Genomic DNA, 15,192 nt, shown 5'->3' on the forward strand with positions numbered 1-15,192 from the left:
GCGTAAACACCGGGCGGGCGCCCCTGTCCCAAAAAATTCTTGCCGGCTACGTGTGTCACGTCCAACTCCATTTGTGTGGTGCCTCGCTTACGTAAGCGAGGCACCTCACGAATGCAGGCCCAGCAACGCAAAGTTTGGTCTCCGTCACACGGGCAAAGGGGGCGAGTCGGGCGGTGGCGGAAGCAGGTGTGGGGCCATCGAGAGACACGTCATTGGGACGCAGAATATGCAACTGCAGCGATCGCGACCGCTACCCTAAGGCCTGGGAACTCCTGACCCAATCCGCACTGCCGCCCAGGGCCGGCGACCAAGATTGTTCAGAGCATCCTCGTTCTGCAGCACGTCACAGCCAACCGCAACTCAGAATAACGGTCCGTCCCGCTATTTCGACTTCCGTTGCGGCACACCTCGCTCCGCCCGCTCCGCGCGGAAGCGGCGAATCCGTATTTGACGGCGAATCCCGTAAATAATCATCGCTAGCACGAAAAGCGGAAACAGATAGCTTCCTACAATCCTACCCAAGCCTAAGCCCGAGTCACTAAAGATATCAATATCCATAGCGCCCCCTATCACCATCATCACCTTTGCCTCGCCAACCATAATACTCTCGGGTGACCACTCACCCACCCGGCGGCCCAGCCAGATTTTTGAAGTGAGGCCACCGCCGGAGTGGTCGATACTGAAACCTGACCGGCACGCCTGGCAGCGGACGTAAAGCCCTTCGGCCGCGTCGAGCATGAACCGCTGGGCTGCAACCTCCTGCCTCGTCGCTTAACCTTTTCAGATCATGGAGGGGTTCGACGATGGGTGTTACGCGGCGTTTCAGGAGGTCGAGCACTACGCGCGGGGGCCTCTGGCTGGTGGCCGGCGGCACATCTATGACGCGGAGATGTAAGGAGCGCCGGCGGAACCATAGGATGCCGGATGGGCCTACCCCGTTTTGACGGACATCCAAGATCAGGGGACCTGGAGTCTCCGGGAGGATGTCCAGCATCATGGAGAGCGTGGGAAAGAAGCGATCGCGGCCGAGGCGGGCGTTCACGCCCGAGTTCAAGGCCGAGATCGTCGAGCTGTGTCAGCGTGGTGACCGCACCGTCGGGCAGGTGGCCAGGGACTTCGACCTGACCGAGACGGCTGTGCGAGCCTGGGTCAAACAGGCCGAGATCGACGCCGGGGCCCGCACGGACGGGCTCGCCTCCGACGAGCGGGCGGAACTGGCCCGGCTGCGGGCGGAGAACCGCCGGTTGCAGCAGGACGTCGACATCCTGAAACGGGCCACGGCTTTCTTCGCGAGGGAGACCCGGTGAACGTGTACCCGTTCATCGAGGCGGAGCAGGCCGGCAAGCACAACGTCAAGCGTGCGTGCGAGCTGCTGAAGGTCTCCCGGTCCGCCTTTTACCAGCACGCCCGCGGCGAGCAGTCCGCCCGCGACCGCGTCGATGCCGAACTCACCGAGCAGATCATCGCCGTGCACGCGGCATCGAACGGCACCTACGGGGCGCCGCGCATCCACGCCGAACTCGCTGCGGCCGGACGGCGCCACGGCCGTAAACGCATCGCCGCCCGGATGCGCGAGGCCGGCGTGCGCGGCAAGAGCCCACGCCGCTGGAAGGCGACCACGATCCCGGACCCGAACGCCGGGAACCGGCCGGACCTCGTCGAGCGGGACTTCACCGCCGACCCGGCGGCGCTCGACACCCGCTGGTGCGGCGACATCACCTACATCAACACGTGGGAAGGTTGGCTCTACCTGGCCACCGTCATCGACCTGGCCTCGCGCCGGGTCGTGGGCTGGGCCACGGCTGACCATCTCAAGACCGATCTGGTCGACGCCGCTCTGTCCGACGCCCTCGCCCGGCGCCGTCCCGCCGACGGCCTGGTCTTCCACTCCGACCGCGGCTGTCAATATACGAGCGCTCAGCACGCCCGCCTCGCGAAACGCCACGGTGTACGGCTGAGCGTGGGCCGGCGCGGGCAGTGCTGGGACAACGCGGTCGCCGAGTCGTTCTTCTCGACCCTGAAAACGGAACTGATCCACCGGCAGGCCTGGCCCACCCGCAAAGCCGCCCACCAGGCCACATTTGAGTACATCGAAGGCTGGTACAACACTCGCCGCCGGCACTCCAGCCTCGGCTACCTCAGCCCCGCCGCCTACGAAGACGGCACCGACATCAGCTTGGTGCCGGCGCTCAAGGTAGCCTGAAGACCAACTCATCGACCCTGTCCGTCGAAACGGGTCAAGCCCAGGAGGCATGAGGCTATGCCGCAGTAGTGACCCGCAACCCGTCAGGAAGTATCGAGGCCAGGGCTACGGCTCTGGCCTCGATAATTTTCATTCGGCCTTCGTACTCGATGGGTTCGCGGTGGGCGGCTTGGCTGGTGACTTGGCCGGGCCACTTGCGGTAGAGCAGGCCGTGTTCGCGGGTGAAGTAGCCCTCGCTGACCGCGCTCGCGGCTAGGAGTAGACCGGTGTCCTCGGAGGCGGGCAGTGCCATCCAGCCGCCGAGGGCCAGGAGCAGATCCCGACGGATGCACAGCGTGGCGGGGTGGACCTGGGCGCGGTAGCCGTTGGCTTGCCAGAAGGCGAGAACGGCACCGCGGGCGATGGTTCCGCCGTCCGGGTCCTTGTCCCATCCGACGGTTGACCCGTCGGGCATCAAGTCCAGGACGCGTGAAGTCGTCCAGCCGATGCGCGGATGCGCCTCGAAGGCAGCGATGTCGCGGGCGAGGGCGCCGGCCGTAAGCTGGTCGTCCGCGTCGAGCACCTTGACTAGGTCGCCAGCGACGCGGGAGAGAGCGAGGGTGCGGGCAACACCCGGGCCGCCGGAACGACCGCCGCCGATGCTGATGCGAGGGTCGTCCGGCAGCACCCCGTTCAACGCGCCGGTCTGCCCGTCTTCCTGGACGAGCCACTGCCAGTCCCACCCGTCGGGCATGTCCTGCTTGACCAACGAGTCGTACGCGCCGGCCAGGTACTCGATGCTGGGCGCGTGGACCGGGGTGATGACCGAGACGAGGTCCGTCAAGTTTTCCACCGTTGCAGTTTGTGGGAGTACACCAGTTCCGTCCGGTCCCCCGGCATCACCACATCGGCCACCTCGACGACCCGGCCAGTGGTGTCGATGGAGGTCTTGCGCACGGTCAGCACCGACACACCCGGGTCGATGTCGAGGAGTTCGGCCTCATCCGGCGACGGCGGACGCGCCCGAACCTCGTCCTCGATCCGGTCCAACTCGACGCCGACCGTGTAGAGCTGGTGCTGCGAGCCGCCGGGCCAAGGCTCGTTACTGGCGTCGAGTAGGTCCGGGTTCGCAGCCACCAGCTCATAGGGCAGGTACGAGTACGACATGGTCAACGGCGCATTCTCATGCCGCGACGACGTCCAGTACACCCGCCGCAGCAACGGCGTACCCGGCTCCACCTGCAACGCCGCCGCCATCTCCGCGTCCGCTTCCACGCGGGTGTACTCGGCGTGGAACTTGAGGTCATCAACGGTCAGACCGGTGTCATGCTCAGTCGCGCCAGTCTTGAACCGCTCGGCCTCGTCGAGCAGGACCCGGTCCTTCTCCCACTGGTACCGCTCCGCGTTCCGCCGCCGTACCCGCTGGCGCGGTGCCCGCACGTAGGTGCCGCGCCCCTGCTCCGCACGGACCAAGCCCCACTCCCGGAGCTGCCGGATAGCGTTGCGGACACTCGTACGCGACAGTCCCGACGTTTCGGCCAACTCCGTCTCGGACGGCATCAGCGTGCCGGGGGCGAGTTCTCCGCTCGTGATTTTGACCCGCAACTCTTCGGCGAGTTGCAGGTAACGAGGGCGCCAGTCCCGGCCATGCACACCGGTCACCGTACCCCCTAGACGTTCCAACGACTGCCAGGTGGTCCCACCCGCCGGCCGCTCCGGCACCGGAGGCACCTCGACCACCGGCCGACGCGGACGAAGCGCGGGTATCGGCGTACGGCGGGAGCTGCGGTCAGTGGCGGTCATCGTGTCCCTCCAACGGTTGTCCCTTGGTCATAACCCGCCACCGGGCGTGCGCCAGTTCGTAGATCAGCCGATCGAGCTGCCTCCGTGACAGCAGCACCGATCGCGTCGCCCCCGAACGAGTCGCGTCGACCTTCACAACCGGGTCACGTCGCCGAAAGCGATCCAGGAGCAGTTGCAGACTCACCCAGCCGCCGCCCTCGCTACCGATCGTGGCCAACAGCCCCCGGTGCATCGGATCGTTCGGCCCACACCCCCGGCACCAGTCAGGACACGACGCCTCGTCGGCAGTGTTGACCGCCGGGGTGTAGGTCGGCTCGTCACAGCCGCCCATGCTGGCCCTCCCCTGGGTCGGCGGCTTGCGTCAGGAGCGAGCCAAGCTGATCGACCAGCTGCACCGCTTGCGGGAGGGTGAGTTCGGCCCAGCCAGCGCCGGCCCGGCAGGAGGAGTGCACCGCGACCGACGGCGGTTCGTCGTCGGAGCCGATCAGGTACGACACGACCAGCCCAGAGGACCGGACCTCACCAACCCGCAGCAGCACGCCCCGATGGCGACGCGCCATGTGCGCCAGCACCGGCGGCACCAGATGACCGCACCGATCCGGCGCACACCACGAAGGATGCTCCACGGCGGGCCGCCGACCCGTCTGACTCATAGCGGCCACCGTCCACCGTTGCCCCGGAAGATCTGGCCACGGGTCAGCAGCGGCGCATGTCGCAGCGCTGGCAGCTCACGGGTCCGCTCCATGGCCCAGCGCAGCAGAGCGGCGTTGCGAACAGGCACGGAATCGCGGGGTCGGTTCCCTGCTGCGGGTCCGGCCTGGTCCGGCTCTCGGCGGGACCGCCAGAACGAGAACCAGGGACGTCGACGATGAGAGCCAGGCATCACACCTCCAGGAATAGGAGAGCCGACGGCCGACCAGGGGGAATCAGCCGGCCACCGGCCCGACACAGGGCACGGCGCACCGTCCGACACCGGACGGGTCGGGTATCACCGAGCCACCTTGTACGCGCGGCCACCGCAACCGGCCCACCAGGACGCCGCGCCTCACGACCAGGCCGACGCAGCACCACCCCTGATACACGCCGTCACCCAAGCCGCACACCCGGAAACGTACCTACAAGTGGACGACTTGTCTACACATCAACACGACTCACCTGGTTGGCACTTGGTAAGACAAGTGCCAGGTACGGTAAGCAGGTGCCCACCCCGCACTACGGACAACCCCGCTATCGAGTCATTGCCCACGAGCTGCGAGAGCGAATCAAAAGCGGCAGCATCCCGCCCGGAGCGCTGTTGCCGGCCGAAAGCATCCTTGCCGCCGAGTTCCGGGTAGCTCGCGGCACGATCCGCAATGCAATTGCTGTCCTACGTGAGGAAGGCTTTGCCACCACTGAGCAAGGAAGGGGCACATACGCGAACCTAAAAATACAGGACGCGCCGACCGAGGCGGGCACCAGCCAGCGAGAAATGCCAGCAGATGCACGCCTGGCAAAGCTGTTCCAGGTCGAGGTCGGAACAACGCTGATCGAACGGGAGACGGTCATTCGGCAGGAAGATCAGGTTGAAATGGTTATCGTGGCGTACCACCTACACCGCACTAGCCCGTAGGCCGAGCGCACCTTCCATATGTCATCGAGACGCGGAACGGTTCAGGCTCTCGTCTACCGCCTCGGATCACTTCTTGCGACTACAGCGTCCGGCGACGGATCTCAGGCCAGGTGAGCCTGCAATCAGTAGATTTAGGCACCAGGGCTCTGTCTGGCAAGTATCCGACACAAACCTTGAGCGCCTTTTGTCAGGTGATATATCACGACGATGGACTGGCCCCGAGTTCTACTAGCTTTCGTCTCCCCCTTCGGCATATGGCTATTGAGCCTTGCTCTGCTGGCAGGCCAACTTCTCTTCCTTCTCTTCGTCGAGACACGCCTCGCTTCAGGAATAATCGATCGAAAGCTGTCTGACTACCTGCTCGCCATCTTCGGCATTGGGGCACTAATTCAATACGACGGATCAATAGCCCTTCCGCTCGTTACGAGCATCTACCCGGAGCATCTGCGAGAAGAGGTACGCGAATCAGCGATTGCACTACTTGGCGGCCTTTCTCTCTTCAGTATGGCAACCGCGTTTCACTACAGCATCTCTCATGTCACCAAATTTAGAGGGCGAAGCTTGCTAGTATTCCCAGCGGATATCTACAAGAAAGATCCTGTTGGCGTAAGAAAGCTTTGGATTAAAATCTTCAATCTAATCGGCCTCACTTCCGTGACCATCATCGCGATGGCTCACGTAAGCATCTACTTCGTGTTGTGCCTAGCTGGAGAAGCAGAGGCTGAAATCACCTTATCCTTCATGCTTGGGCTCTTAGGAGTAGCATTTATTACCGAACCCGCACGGAACCTCATCCTTCGGTACCCCTCAAGCCTTGTTGCAATATCTAAAATTAATCAAGTGATCGCTCAGAACGCCAAACCAAGCGAGGCTCGCCGCGCATTATCCAAACGAAAGTCTGACCCAATAGGTTGGGCGCGAGCTGAACTACTACTCGTAGCGCATATCCTCGACCGAATGGCTAGGCGAGAAGACTCGCTAGCGGGTCCCGGCAATAGCCACCCAGTTGCAGCCATATACAGAGCCGTGGCAGATCACATCCGCTTATATTGCAGCTCAGCAAGGTCACTTGAGGCGCAAGTTCCAGCGACCACTATCTCCACACTTAAAGCAACCGCTGGCTTCATGATTTCAGGCGATAATATGTGGCGCAAACAACTTGTCAAGCGACTTAACATATTTCGAGCAGACGGTTCACCTAGACCCCTGGCTACCGGCCCAGCCGCGGGCGGGGCAGCGCGAAGGGTTCGCGCTGTTGCTCGCTACGCTGATCTTTCTCTCACGTGGTTGCAGAGTCGGTGGCAAGCATTAGTCGTTGTGCTAGCCGTGATAGCGATAATCTTTGGGCAACTTAGTTTCGAGTCGCTTCTCGACATGGCACCATAGCACTGGCAAATTCAACAATCTAGCACAGATAGAGTAGCTGGCCGATAAAGGAGTATCGCACCCTCGAACGTGCGCTCTAGCCGCAGCTCGAAGTCAGGACTAACTATCAGCCCTTAGCCGAATCTGGTAGGACACCTTCACCGATACATGGGGACCACCACCATAATCAGGTGTGGGTTCGATCTGTAGCACCTTACACAGCACGTGACCATGTTCGTTGCGAAAGGAGGCAATTTCGCCGATAGCAACGCATGCGGAGTGACTACCATAGTCGAGCGCGTCAGGGTCATCGATCTCATCAAATTCTCGCGCGTAGCGTGCTAACGCCACGAAGCCCGGAAGACCGCCGTTTGCGTAAATCGCTTGGGCTCCACAGTTATTCCATCGCGTCACCCATACGCGAGCGTTTTCGGTTTCGTCTGTCGCGAAAACGTATTGTCCGCCATTCTGCGTGAAATCAAACTTTGCAATTCCGGTTAGGCCGTCCCGCCGAAGAAAGTATCCCTCGAACCGAGAAGTCAAGGCTTCTAATTCTTTGCGGAGGTCAGCGGGGAAGTCTCGGCACCTTACACCATTATCAACAAGCGCTCGCCAGCCTAAGCGATTGATCTGTGGGTTTATATCGTACCGACCGATGTAGACTTCAGCGACCCCAGCGGCAGCCAGAAGATCGGCGCAGCAAGTTCTCTTCGTCGTCAGGTTAGAACACGGCTCCAACGTCACAAAAGCCGTTGCGCCGCGCAAATCGATGCCCGCTTCTTCCGCCTTCTTCAGAACCACCTGCTCCGCATGCATTTTATCCCCCAATTCACCCTTGTGGCCTGCCATAAGCAGCACGCCATCTCGGACAAGAACGGCACCGACACGAGCGCCATCCTCGGCCGATTTCTTCGCTTCTTCGATGGCGATTCGCATAAATTGCCGATTCGGGTCATCCATGATGATTATTGTTGCATGCGGCTTGGTTAGGCGTAACGGGGGAGCCCGCCCGGCTTTCCATAGCTCTCAAATGCCACCAATCGGGCGGCCTTTCGTCTGGAAGAGGCCGCCCCGCTGGCTCGTATGTCCACCCATGCGGCGACCAACGCGCCGAGGGTGTCACAGATTGGTGCGAAAGCGGATCGCGCACCAGGCGACGGAGGACCCTGCTAACTACTCCCAACAACTGCTTGTCTAGTCCCACCTGATGCTTGACGGATCCGTCCCAGGTGTTGCCCCAGGTGTTGCCCCCCCAGGTGTTGCTTCTCTGCCGAATTCTTCTATTCGAGATCAAGGCACCGCGCTCCGCGCGGTGCGGGGCGGCAAGCCCGGCCGGCGGCAAGCCGCCCCGGCCGCCTACGGCGCCGGGGCGGTGAGCCACCGACAGCCGCCGGGACACCGCCCCCACCACATCGGGTGCCAGGCCCAGAGAGGCCGAGACGGAAGCCGGCGGGTCGGCCTGGTCGCGTCGTCGGGGCTTCCGGCTGCCGCACCAGTCCAACCCCGGGACTGGCTTGCCACCGTGTCACCGGCCCACGGAAGCAGCCCCACCGCCAGGACGTGCCCGGCCACCACCGGTACCCACGCACAGGCCCGACGGTCCCCATGGCAGGGCAGCACCCAGGTCGGGCGGGCTGGCTCCACTGACCCCACGCTCAGGGCGTCTCCAGGGCGTCAGGGCGTCGTCAGGGCGTCAAACGCCGCCCAATGTTGACCATGAACGACCATCGACACACCAACATAGAACCAGCTCAGAGCCTTGATCAAAGCTCTGAGCTGGTGAGCGACGGACGAGTCGACCTGTACGCCGGATTCTGTGCGCGACGCGTACCCCTGAAGGGTTTCGCGCCGGCGGCGGCCATCCATCTCGGCCTGCCGTTGCCGACAGGCTCGTGCGGCCTACCCGCAGACATCGGGCGGGCAGCCCTCAAGCGTCTGCGCGGGTCGTCATCTTGCGGTGACGACCCTTTCTTGGCCTTGCTCCGGGTGGGGTTTACCGAGCCACCCCGGTCACCCGGGGTGCTGGTGGGCTCTTACCCCACCGTTTCACCCTTACCGTCCCAGTTCGGGTCGGCGGTCTGTTTTCTGTGGCACTGTCCCGCGGGTCGCCCCGGGTTGCCGTTAGCAACCACCCTGCCCTGTGGAGTCCGGACGTTCCTCGGCGGCGGGCTGCTGCCCGCCGACGCGACCGCCCGGTCGACTCGTCCGTCGCGTACTCATCCTAACGACGCGTCAGCCCACCCGATTTCCGCCCTGCACCACCGCTGGGCCGCGCAACTTCGGGAAAGTTGTGGCCTCCCGACCCGCTGGACCCGACAACTTCCCCGAAGTTGGCACGGCCCGGCACCGCCCGGCGCGGCCCCGCACAGCCCCTCACCGCCCGGCGCGGCCCGGCGCGGGCGGCGCAGCCGGGCTGCGGGCCGGGGCAGGGGTGGTACTAGCCTCAGGATCATGGAGTTTGCCGACGCCGCGTTGCTGCTCGGGGCCGGACTGGCCGCCGGTACGGTCAACGCGGTGGCGGGGGGCGGTTCGCTGATCACCTTCCCGGCGCTGCTGGCGGTGGGGTTGCCGCCGGTGCCGGCGAACGTCACCAACTCGGTGTCGGTGTTCCCGGGGTACGGCGCCGCGGTGGCGGGCAGTTGGATGGATCTGCCCCGGGGGCGGCTGCTGGCCACCCTGGTGCCGACCACGATTCTCGGCGCGCTGGCGGGTGCGGGGCTGCTGCTGGTCACCCCGGCGCGGGCCTTCGAGGTGGTCGTACCGTTTCTGGTGCTCGGGGCGACCGCGGTGCTGGCGTTTCAGGATCCGCTGCGGCGGCTGGTGGGGCATCCGGGTGACCTGTCGCCGCGGCGGCGGGGTCTGATGATCCAGGTCGTGGTGGCGCTGGCCGCGGTGTACGGCGGCTATTTCGGCGCGGCCGTAGGGGTGATGCTGGTCGCCGCGCTGGCCCTGGTGTTGGACGCCTCCCTGGCCCGGGTGAGCGCGATCAAGAATCTGCTCTCGGCGATCATCGGGCTGACCGGGGTGGCGGTGTTCACGCTCGCCGGGCCGGTGAACTGGGTAGGGGTGGCGCTGCTGGCGCCGGCCACCCTGGTCGGCGGGTACGCGGGTGCCCGGCTGGTGCGTCGGCTGCCGTCGGGGCTGCTGAAGGCGATCATCGTGGTCTTCGGCACCACGATCGGGCTGTACCTGCTGTGGCGGTCCTTCCGCTGATCAGCGCAGGTCGGCCAGGTGGGCGGTGTCGTTGACGGTGCGGACGGCGATGCCGCCGTCCGGCCAGCGGTCCAGCACCGAGATGCCGGCGGCGTCGAGGTAGAGCCGGTGCAGGAAGGTGTCGCTGGCGGCCAGGGCGTCGCGCAGCATCAGCTTGATCGGCGAGACGTGCGAGACCACCACCACGGTCTGACCGGGGTACGCCGAGGTCAGGCGCTCGGTCACCCGGGCACAGCGTTCGGCCACCTCGGCGAAGGATTCGCCGTCCGGTGGGGCGATGCGGGTGGAGGACAGCCAGGCGTCCAACTCGCCCGCCCATTGTTCGCGTACCTCGGCGAAGGTGCGGCCCTCCCAGGCACCGAAGTCGCACTCGATCAGGTCCTGGTCGGGTCGTACCGGCAGGTCGCCGAGGGCGGCGGCGATCGCGGTGGCGGTCGTCGTACACCTGGACAGGGGTGAGCTGACCACGGCGGCGGTGTCCGGGGCGAGGGCGGCGACCCGGGCGGCGGTGGCCCGCACCTGGGCCTGGCCCTTGGCCGACAGGGCGACATCGCCGCGTCCGGAGTAGCGGCCCTGTTCGGTGTACTCGGTCTCGCCGTGCCGGACCAGGATCAGCCGGGTGGCGGTGAAGCTGGGCCGTGGCTCCCAGGAGACCGGCGCGGTGGTCAGGTCGGCACCAGGGGCCTCGGCGCGGGCGGCGACCTCGGCGGCGCCGCCACCGGCCGGCCGGGCACCGCCGAGTTTCCGGGGCGGCTCGACCAGGCGGGGCGGCTCGACGGAGGGTACGGCTACCCCGGAGGTCGCGGCGGCGTCCATGGCGGCGTTGGCCAGGGCGTCGGCGTGGCCGTTACGGTTCCGGGGGATCCAGGTGAACCGGACCGTGCCGATGCGGCCGACCAGTTGGGCGGCCTGGGCGGCGAGCGGACGCAGCCCCGGGTGCTTGATCTGCCAGCGGCCGGACATCTGCTCGACCACCAGCTTGGAGTCCATCCGGACCTCGACCTCGGTGGCCCCCAGCTCGACCGCGGCGGTCAGCCCGGCGAGCAGGCCCTGGTATTCGGCGACGTTGTTGGTGGCGGTGCCGATCGCGGCACTGCGCTCGGCCAGCACCTCGCCGGTGGCCGGGTCGCGCAGCACCGCGCCGTACCCGGCCGGGCCCGGGTTGCCCCGGGCGCCGCCGTCGGCCTCGACCAGGACGGTACGCGGCGCCACCGGCTACAGCCCGGACTCGTTGGTGCGGACCATGATCCGTCGGCAGTCCTCGCAGCGGACCACCTCGTCCGGGTCGGTCTTACGGATGCGGGCCAGGTCGGCACCGGAGATGTCCAGCCGACAGCCACCGCAGCGACCCGCGTAGAGCAGGGCGGCGCCGAGCCCGGTGTCGGTGCGGATGCGTTCGTAGAGCTGCACCAGGTCGGCGGGGAGGTCGTTGGCCAGCGGCTGGCGGGCGGAGCGCTTGAACTCCTCCTCCCGGCTGATCTCGGCGAGGCTCTCGTCGCGTCGCTGCTCGGTGGCGGCCCGCCGCTCGCGGACCTCGGCCAGTCGCTGCTCCACCCCGTCCAGCACGGCCTGGGCGGTCTCGCGCTGCTCCATCAGCTCCAGTTCGGCGTCCTCCAGGTCGCCCTGCCGACGGTTCAGCGACGCCAGTTCGTGTTGCAGGGCCTCCAGCTCGCGGGCCGGGCCGGTGCCGGCGGCCAGCCGGTCCTCGTTCTTGGCCTTACGCGCCCGTACCTGGTCGACGTCCTTCTCCATCCGGGCGATGTCCCGGTCCAGGTCGTCGACCGCCACCTGGGCGCGGACCCGCTCGTCCTCCAGGGCGGACAGCTCCCGGGCCAGGGCCTCCAGCTCGGCCTGCTCCGGCAGCGACCGCCGCCGGTGGGCGAGCTGGGCGAGGGCGGTGTCGATCGCCTGGAGGTCGAGCAGGCGGCGCTGGACCTGGGGGTCAGCCTTCACGGTCGGGCTCCTTGTCTACGGGTTCGGCCACTGCGGGCCCGCCCGCTGAGGGTGGGGCTGCGTGTACGGTCCACGGGCTGGTGTCCAGGTCGGACACCAGGGTCTGCACCCCCGGGGTGCTCCGCAGCAGCGCGGCCAGGTCGTCCAGCCAGGGTCGCTCGGTCGCCCAGTGGGTGGCGTCGAGCAACGCCGGCCCGTCGGTGGCGAGGTGCTCGCCGGCCGGGTGGTGGCGCAGGTCGGCGGTGAGGTAGGCGTCCACGCCGGCTGCGGTCGCGTCGGCCAGGAAGCTGTCCCCGGATCCACCGCACACCGCGAGGGTACGCACGACACGGTCCGGGGCTCCGGCGGCGCGTACCCCGACTGCGGTGGGGGGTAGCACGGCGGCGGCGTGCCGGGCCAGCTCGGCCAGGCTCATCGGTTGCGGCAGCCGGCCGATGCGGCCCGCCCCTCGACCCTCACCGGCGGCCGGGGTGCCGGGGCGGGCCGGTTGCAGGGGACGCAGGTCGGTCAGCCCCAGCCGGTGGGCCAGGGCGTCGGAGACGCCGGGGACGGCCACGTCGGCGTTGGTGTGCGCCACGTACAGGGCGACATCGGCCTTGATCAGTTGGTGGATGATCCGGCCCTTGTACGTCGTCGGGGCCACCGAGGAGACGCCGCGCAGCAGCAGCGGATGGTGAGCGACGATCATGTCGACCTCGGCGGCAAGGGCTTCGGCGACCGTTTCGGGGACCACGTCGACCACGCAGAGGATCCGGCGTACGGGGGCGCTCGGCTCGCCGAGGACCAGGCCGACCCGGTCCCACTCCTCGGCCCAGCTCGGCGGATAGCGCCGCTCCAGCTCGGCCACCACCTCGGCGACGGTCGGCACGGCTGCGGTTGGGCTCACGACGGGCCAGCTTACCGGCGTCGGTGGCGGGACGGGACCTCACCCGGCCGAGGCCGGACCGACCGCAGGGGTGCTGTCGACCGGGGCCCCTTGTGCCGCCGGCGGCGTTGACAAGGGGCCCTTCCTTTCACGCGGTGTGGATGAGGTGGTCGTGGAGGGCGGTGAGGGCGAGCGGCCAGGGGAAGGCGTGTTGGTGCCGTTCCCCGGTGCCGGGTGGGTGCAGCGGGATGACCTCCTCGCCGAAGATCACCCGTACCCCCCATTCGGTCAGGCGGTCGAGGGCCGCCCGGAAGGCGGGGTGGGCGGCCATCGCGGCGTTGGTGTACGGCACGGCGACCAGCGGTACGCCCAGACCCTGGGCCTCGACCAGCAGGCCGAGGGCCAGGGTGTCGGCGATGCCGGCCGCCCATTTGTTCACCGTGTTGACCGTGGCCGGGCAGACGACGATGGCGTCGGCCGAGGGCAACACGTCGGGATCACCCGGGTTCTTGTAGTGCGTACGCACCGGATGGCCGGTCTGTCGGGCCAACGCGGCGCGGTCGACGAACTTGGCGCCGTCCGGCGTGGTGACCACGCAGACGTCCCAGCCGTCCTGCTGGGCCAGCTCGACGAGCCGACCCACGTCTCGGGCCAGCGGCGAACCGCAGGCGATGATGTACAGCACCTCACGGTGCCCGTCATGGCGGTGCGAACCGGTCATCAGACCGGCCCCGAAGTCATACTCCTACTCCCATGTGCTCAGCCAACTCTGCGATCAAGGAAGGCGGCGCACCCCGTGTGCGACGCAGCACGTTCGACATCACCTCGTGGGCGATCGGCCGGCACCGGATCTCGGAGGGCGCCAGCCGGTCACCGCGCAGCAGCATCTCCCCGGCGTTGGCCAGGTCGCCGATCTGGGCGTAGCCCCGGGCCAGGTCCAGCAGGTGATGGGCCCGGCGTTCCGGCAGCAGGGCGTCGAAGGCCGGGTTCTGGAGCTTCGCCAGGTGCAGCTCCACGGCCTGGCCCCCGTCGCCCAGCTCCACGGCGGCCGCCGCCCGGTGCAGGATGACATTGGTGGGACCGAATGAGGTCCAGTAGTGGTTCTGGTCGCCGCCGAGTTCCCGGGCCGCGTCCTCGGCGCCCTGGAGCAGGTCCTCGACGGTGGCGGAGTCACCGATGCGGGCGGCGGCCATGGCCCCCTGGAGCAGCAGCATCCCGTAGACCGAGAGTCGTTGCGGGGTCCTGTCGTTCTGCCCACCGGGAGCCAGTTGGTTGGCGATCCTGACGTTCAGTTCCAGCGCGGGACGGGCCCGCCCCAACGAGGCCAGGGCGTTGCACACCCGGGTCGTGGCGACTCCGGCGAGCAGCAGGTCGTCGGCGCGCTGGGCGACCGCGATGGACCGGTCCGCGGCCAGCCAGGCCAGCTCGCACTCCCCCAGCTTGCGCAGCACCGAGGAGGCGATCTGGTAGACCTGCGCGAGCAGGTCGGCGGCCGGCCGCGCCTGATCGCCGCCGTAGGCGGCGTCGGCCGCCTGGGCGTCGCGCACCAGCTTGGGCAGGGCCCGGATCAGCAGGCCGTAGCGGCCGTACTGGTAGGTCAGCCAGGCGTGGGTGACCGCCTTGCCCAGGTCCGCCAGGGTGGGCGGGCAGGGTGCGGCGTCGAAGTACGCGCTGACCGCGTCGTACCGCTCCAGGGCCGCCCGGATCTCCTCGACCTCGAACGGCTCGATGCAGTGCAGGGTCTCACCGCGTCGTTCCGGGTCCTTGCCGAGCAGCAGTTGCACGTCCATCTGCAGGATGTCGGCGATCTCGTGGAGGACGGAGAACTTGTCCAGCCGACGTACCCCGCGTTCGACCTTGTCGACCCAGCTCTTCGACTTGCCCAACCGGTCGGCGAAGACCTGCTGCGACATTCGTCGTCGTCCTCGCCAGTAGGCCACCCGTCGCCCGATGGGTAGTTCGTCCATCTCCCAGTCCTTCCTAGATGGAGCCTCGGCCGATCGCCGTAGGCCGTTTCGCGGGCGTGGTGAGCCGTCCGTCTTCAGGTTTCCGCTGGTCGCACTGGTTGTACGTCATCCGTACGGCCAGTCCTCATAGCTTTCGTGCAAGTTGCATCAGCCACTCGTCAGGCCAACGATCGTCAACGATGACAGTGACGGTGCTCTACGTGACAGTTGCCGGCCGGTCCGGCGAGGGGAGATG

At 66.9% G+C, this 15,192-nt stretch carries 17 protein-coding genes, 1 other RNA gene and 1 pseudogene; 6 read left to right on the plus strand and 13 right to left on the minus strand.

The window, feature by feature from the left end:
- Window positions 1–381: 381 nt before the first annotated feature.
- On the minus strand, window positions 382–738 hold the full coding sequence (locus tag ACLQ2T_RS20035) for a hypothetical protein (RefSeq protein ID WP_425767880.1): 357 nt from the start codon (window positions 736–738) through the stop codon (window positions 382–384).
- Between ACLQ2T_RS20035 and ACLQ2T_RS20040 the strand changes: the two are divergent.
- From ACLQ2T_RS20040 to ACLQ2T_RS20050, 3 genes and pseudogenes are all read left to right on the plus strand, one after another.
- A pseudogene (locus ACLQ2T_RS20040) lies at window positions 727–944 on the plus strand (hypothetical protein); the annotation flags it as partial. The gene ACLQ2T_RS20035 and the pseudogene ACLQ2T_RS20040 sit on opposite strands and share 12 nt — an antisense overlap.
- A 60-nt stretch (window positions 945–1,004) precedes the next feature.
- Window positions 1,005–1,307 (plus strand): transposase, encoded by a 303-nt coding sequence (locus ACLQ2T_RS20045; protein ID WP_158244936.1) that lies wholly within the window; start codon window positions 1,005–1,007, stop codon window positions 1,305–1,307.
- Entirely contained in the window at window positions 1,304–2,203 is a 900-nt protein-coding gene (locus ACLQ2T_RS20050; protein WP_102660004.1) for an IS3 family transposase, read from the plus strand. The genes ACLQ2T_RS20045 and ACLQ2T_RS20050 overlap by 4 nt, the downstream gene beginning before the upstream one ends.
- A gap of 55 nt (window positions 2,204–2,258) precedes the next feature.
- On the opposite strand, the gene ACLQ2T_RS20055 is transcribed toward ACLQ2T_RS20050, so the two are convergent.
- From ACLQ2T_RS20055 to ACLQ2T_RS20075, 5 genes are all read right to left on the minus strand, one after another.
- Entirely contained in the window at window positions 2,259–3,035 is a 777-nt protein-coding gene (locus ACLQ2T_RS20055) for a glycosyltransferase (protein ID WP_425767881.1), read from the minus strand.
- Window positions 3,023–3,985, minus strand: coding sequence for a GntR family transcriptional regulator (locus ACLQ2T_RS20060; RefSeq protein WP_425767882.1), 963 nt, complete (start codon window positions 3,983–3,985; stop codon window positions 3,023–3,025). The genes ACLQ2T_RS20055 and ACLQ2T_RS20060 overlap by 13 nt, the downstream gene beginning before the upstream one ends.
- Window positions 3,972–4,316: a hypothetical protein gene (locus tag ACLQ2T_RS20065; protein ID WP_425767883.1), complete on the minus strand. Its 345-nt coding sequence runs from the start codon at window positions 4,314–4,316 to the stop codon at window positions 3,972–3,974. The genes ACLQ2T_RS20060 and ACLQ2T_RS20065 overlap by 14 nt, the downstream gene beginning before the upstream one ends.
- Complete coding sequence (locus ACLQ2T_RS20070; protein WP_425767884.1) at window positions 4,303–4,566, minus strand: hypothetical protein; 264 nt, start codon at window positions 4,564–4,566, stop codon at window positions 4,303–4,305. The genes ACLQ2T_RS20065 and ACLQ2T_RS20070 overlap by 14 nt, the downstream gene beginning before the upstream one ends.
- A 68-nt stretch (window positions 4,567–4,634) precedes the next feature.
- Complete coding sequence (locus ACLQ2T_RS20075; RefSeq protein WP_425767885.1) at window positions 4,635–4,766, minus strand: hypothetical protein; 132 nt, start codon at window positions 4,764–4,766, stop codon at window positions 4,635–4,637.
- Window positions 4,767–5,183: 417 nt separating this feature from the next.
- On the opposite strand from ACLQ2T_RS20075, the gene ACLQ2T_RS20080 reads away from it, so the two are divergent.
- Entirely contained in the window at window positions 5,184–5,594 is a 411-nt protein-coding gene (locus ACLQ2T_RS20080) for a GntR family transcriptional regulator (RefSeq protein WP_425767886.1), read from the plus strand.
- A gap of 207 nt (window positions 5,595–5,801) precedes the next feature.
- Window positions 5,802–6,980, plus strand: a complete 1,179-nt coding sequence (locus ACLQ2T_RS20085) for a hypothetical protein (protein WP_425767887.1) — start codon at window positions 5,802–5,804, stop codon at window positions 6,978–6,980.
- 99 nt (window positions 6,981–7,079) lie between these two features.
- Here ACLQ2T_RS20085 and ACLQ2T_RS20090 read toward each other — a convergent pair whose 3' ends face one another.
- Both ACLQ2T_RS20090 and rnpB read right to left on the minus strand, forming a co-directional pair.
- Complete coding sequence (locus ACLQ2T_RS20090) at window positions 7,080–7,919, minus strand: deaminase (RefSeq protein ID WP_425767888.1); 840 nt, start codon at window positions 7,917–7,919, stop codon at window positions 7,080–7,082.
- Window positions 7,920–8,746: 827 nt separating this feature from the next.
- Window positions 8,747–9,163, minus strand: an RNA gene (gene rnpB / locus ACLQ2T_RS20095) — RNase P RNA component class A.
- Window positions 9,164–9,410: 247 nt separating this feature from the next.
- On the opposite strand from rnpB, the gene ACLQ2T_RS20100 reads away from it, so the two are divergent.
- Window positions 9,411–10,172: a sulfite exporter TauE/SafE family protein gene (locus ACLQ2T_RS20100; protein WP_425767889.1), complete on the plus strand. Its 762-nt coding sequence runs from the start codon at window positions 9,411–9,413 to the stop codon at window positions 10,170–10,172.
- Here ACLQ2T_RS20100 and ACLQ2T_RS20105 read toward each other — a convergent pair whose 3' ends face one another.
- From ACLQ2T_RS20105 to ACLQ2T_RS20125, 5 genes are all read right to left on the minus strand, one after another.
- A complete protein-coding gene (locus ACLQ2T_RS20105) occupies window positions 10,173–11,384 on the minus strand; it encodes a bifunctional RNase H/acid phosphatase (RefSeq protein ID WP_425767890.1) in 1,212 nt (403 codons plus the stop codon).
- Between the two features lie 3 nt (window positions 11,385–11,387).
- Window positions 11,388–12,125, minus strand: coding sequence for a zinc ribbon domain-containing protein (locus ACLQ2T_RS20110; protein ID WP_425767891.1), 738 nt, complete (start codon window positions 12,123–12,125; stop codon window positions 11,388–11,390).
- The gene (locus ACLQ2T_RS20115) at window positions 12,115–12,975 is read right to left on the minus strand and encodes a Nif3-like dinuclear metal center hexameric protein (protein ID WP_425767994.1); all 861 of its coding nucleotides are present in this window, start codon (window positions 12,973–12,975) and stop codon (window positions 12,115–12,117) included. Before ACLQ2T_RS20115 ends, ACLQ2T_RS20110 begins: the two co-directional genes overlap by 11 nt.
- Window positions 12,976–13,138: 163 nt before the next feature.
- On the minus strand, window positions 13,139–13,711 hold the full coding sequence (locus tag ACLQ2T_RS20120) for a flavoprotein (RefSeq protein WP_425767892.1): 573 nt from the start codon (window positions 13,709–13,711) through the stop codon (window positions 13,139–13,141).
- Between the two features lie 16 nt (window positions 13,712–13,727).
- Window positions 13,728–14,957 carry a helix-turn-helix domain-containing protein gene (locus ACLQ2T_RS20125; RefSeq protein ID WP_425767893.1) on the minus strand — a complete coding sequence of 410 codons (1,230 nt, stop codon included), beginning with the start codon at window positions 14,955–14,957 and terminating at the stop codon, window positions 13,728–13,730.
- Window positions 14,958–15,192: the final 235 nt, after the last annotated feature.

The organism is Micromonospora sp. DT229 (assembly GCF_049844505.1).
Classification (GTDB): Bacteria; Actinomycetota; Actinomycetes; order Mycobacteriales; family Micromonosporaceae; genus Micromonospora.

Excerpts from the sequence above, each read along its gene's own strand:
- ACLQ2T_RS20120 (WP_425767892.1), bottom strand. The coding sequence starts at position 13,711 with ATGACCGGTTCGCACCGCCATGACGGGCACCGTGAGGTGCTGTACATC.
- ACLQ2T_RS20125 (WP_425767893.1), bottom strand. The coding sequence starts at position 14,957 with ATGGACGAACTACCCATCGGGCGACGGGTGGCCTACTGGCGAGGACGA.
- ACLQ2T_RS20060 (WP_425767882.1), bottom strand. The coding sequence starts at position 3,985 with ATGACCGCCACTGACCGCAGCTCCCGCCGTACGCCGATACCCGCGCTT.
- ACLQ2T_RS20085 (WP_425767887.1), top strand. The coding sequence starts at position 5,802 with ATGGACTGGCCCCGAGTTCTACTAGCTTTCGTCTCCCCCTTCGGCATA.
- ACLQ2T_RS20035 (WP_425767880.1), bottom strand. The coding sequence starts at position 738 with ATGCTCGACGCGGCCGAAGGGCTTTACGTCCGCTGCCAGGCGTGCCGG.
- ACLQ2T_RS20090 (WP_425767888.1), bottom strand. The coding sequence starts at position 7,919 with ATGGATGACCCGAATCGGCAATTTATGCGAATCGCCATCGAAGAAGCG.
- ACLQ2T_RS20065 (WP_425767883.1), bottom strand. The coding sequence starts at position 4,316 with ATGGGCGGCTGTGACGAGCCGACCTACACCCCGGCGGTCAACACTGCC.
- ACLQ2T_RS20100 (WP_425767889.1), top strand. The coding sequence starts at position 9,411 with ATGGAGTTTGCCGACGCCGCGTTGCTGCTCGGGGCCGGACTGGCCGCC.